Consider the following 1,734-nt stretch of genomic DNA (forward strand, 5'->3'; position numbering starts at 1 on the left):
TAAACAAATGTGATGTTATTTCGCTGCACGTACCAGAAACACCTGAAACGAAGAATATGATGGGCGAAGAAGAATTTGCTCGCATGAAGCCTGGCGCAATCTTCATCAACGCCGCTCGCGGTACCGTTGTTGATATTCCTGCGCTTTGCCACAGCCTAGAAGCAGGTCACTTAGCTGGCGCAGCAATCGACGTATTCCCAGTTGAACCAAAAACAAACGCTGACCCGTTTGAATCTCCACTACAGAAATTCGATAACGTCATTCTAACGCCACACGTGGGCGGCTCTACTCAAGAAGCACAAGAAAACATCGGCGTGGAAGTAGCGGGTAAACTGGCGAAATATTCAGATAATGGTTCAACACTATCAAGCGTTAACTTCCCTGAAGTATCTCTGCCTGAACACGGTCGTGAGTGCTCTCGCTTACTGCACATTCACAAAAACCGCCCAGGTATTCTGACTCAAATTAACACAATCTTCGCAGAAGAAGGCATCAACATCGCAGCGCAGTACCTACAAACTGAAGCTGAGATCGGCTACGTAGTTATTGATGTGGAAACTGAGCGTTCAGAAGAAGCACTAACTAAGCTGAAAAGCATTGAAGGCACGATTCGTGCTCGTATTCTTCATTAAGAAGAATCCATACAACAAAGGCAGGGATTATCCCTGCCTTTTCTTTTTGTGTTACCAAAACAAATTATTTTAATTTGTAAACCACATCCACTTGGTCACGAATTACAAGAGTCGAGTCTTGGTAACTGTTCGAACCTTGCTTGCTGTCCATCGCCATTGAGCGCATCAACACAGGCTGTACATGCATTTGGTTATAGTTAATTTGCCAGATGCCGCCGAGTTTTTTATCAAAGCCTGATGCAAGCGATGCCGCTTTTTCTCTCGCATCTTTGATCGCAGCCATGCGCGCTTTTTGTTGATATTCCGCTTGATTGCTCACTTTCAATTGGATGTTGTCGACCTGATTAATGCCAGCTTTCAACGCCATATCCAAATACTGGTTAAGATCGGCTAAATCTGTCACTGTTACATTGATGCTGCGTGATGCTCTGTATCCAACCAACTCCGCTTTGCCCGATTTAGGGTAGTGATACTGAGGCGCAAGATACAGGTTTGAGCTGGTGATATTGTCCTTTGATAAACCAGCATCAGACAGATATTGGAGAAAATCTTCGACTGTTTTATCGACGGATTGTTTTGCTTGTTCCGCTGTCATGGTGGTATCCACCACTTTTACAGAAAAGGTCGCCATGTCTGGTGTTGCGACCACCTCACCGTAACCCGTTGTTGTTACGTGAGCAAATTCAGGCACATCAGCCAAGACTGAAACACTGCTAAGACTAAGAGCTGAAGCCAGCAAACACGAATACAGTTTCATTCGACAAATCCATCCATATCAATAGTGAAGTGTCTCCACAAATCAGCATCACCGACTTTGTTAAGTCGCCGAGCTGTAGGAGTAAGTGGTTTCATAATAGAAACTTCCGGTGATTATCCAAGCTCCTAACTTCACTTCTAACACAACTTTGACTGTGTAACTTTGGTGTAATTTCAACCATTCGTCATTTAGTATTCGTCAGAAATGGTCGTCTATTCAATCACTACTGTGGTAAATGACGCTGTGCATAATTGACAATCGCTTGTGAAATCTCCTGCAATACGCCAGTTTCCAACTGCCAATGGTGCCAATAAATACGATAAGACATCAGGAAGCCAGGCGTAA

Annotated in this window: 2 protein-coding genes and 1 pseudogene; 1 reads left to right on the forward strand and 2 read right to left on the reverse strand. The window is 44.1% G+C overall.

The window, feature by feature from the left end; all coding sequences use genetic code 11:
* On the forward strand, positions 1-632 hold a 632-nt coding region (locus R8269_RS23770), incomplete at its 5' end, for an NAD(P)-dependent oxidoreductase (protein ID WP_318222722.1).
* A 64-nt stretch (positions 633-696) separates the two neighbouring features.
* On the opposite strand, the gene R8269_RS23775 is transcribed toward R8269_RS23770, so the two are convergent.
* The gene (locus R8269_RS23775; protein ID WP_005482489.1) at positions 697-1,389 is read right to left on the reverse strand and encodes an oxidative stress defense protein; all 693 of its coding nucleotides are present in this window, start codon (positions 1,387-1,389) and stop codon (positions 697-699) included.
* A 223-nt stretch (positions 1,390-1,612) separates the two neighbouring features.
* A pseudogene (locus R8269_RS23780) lies at positions 1,613-1,734 on the reverse strand (ArgP/LysG family DNA-binding transcriptional regulator); the annotation flags it as partial.

Source organism: Vibrio sp. Vb0667 (assembly GCF_033391095.1).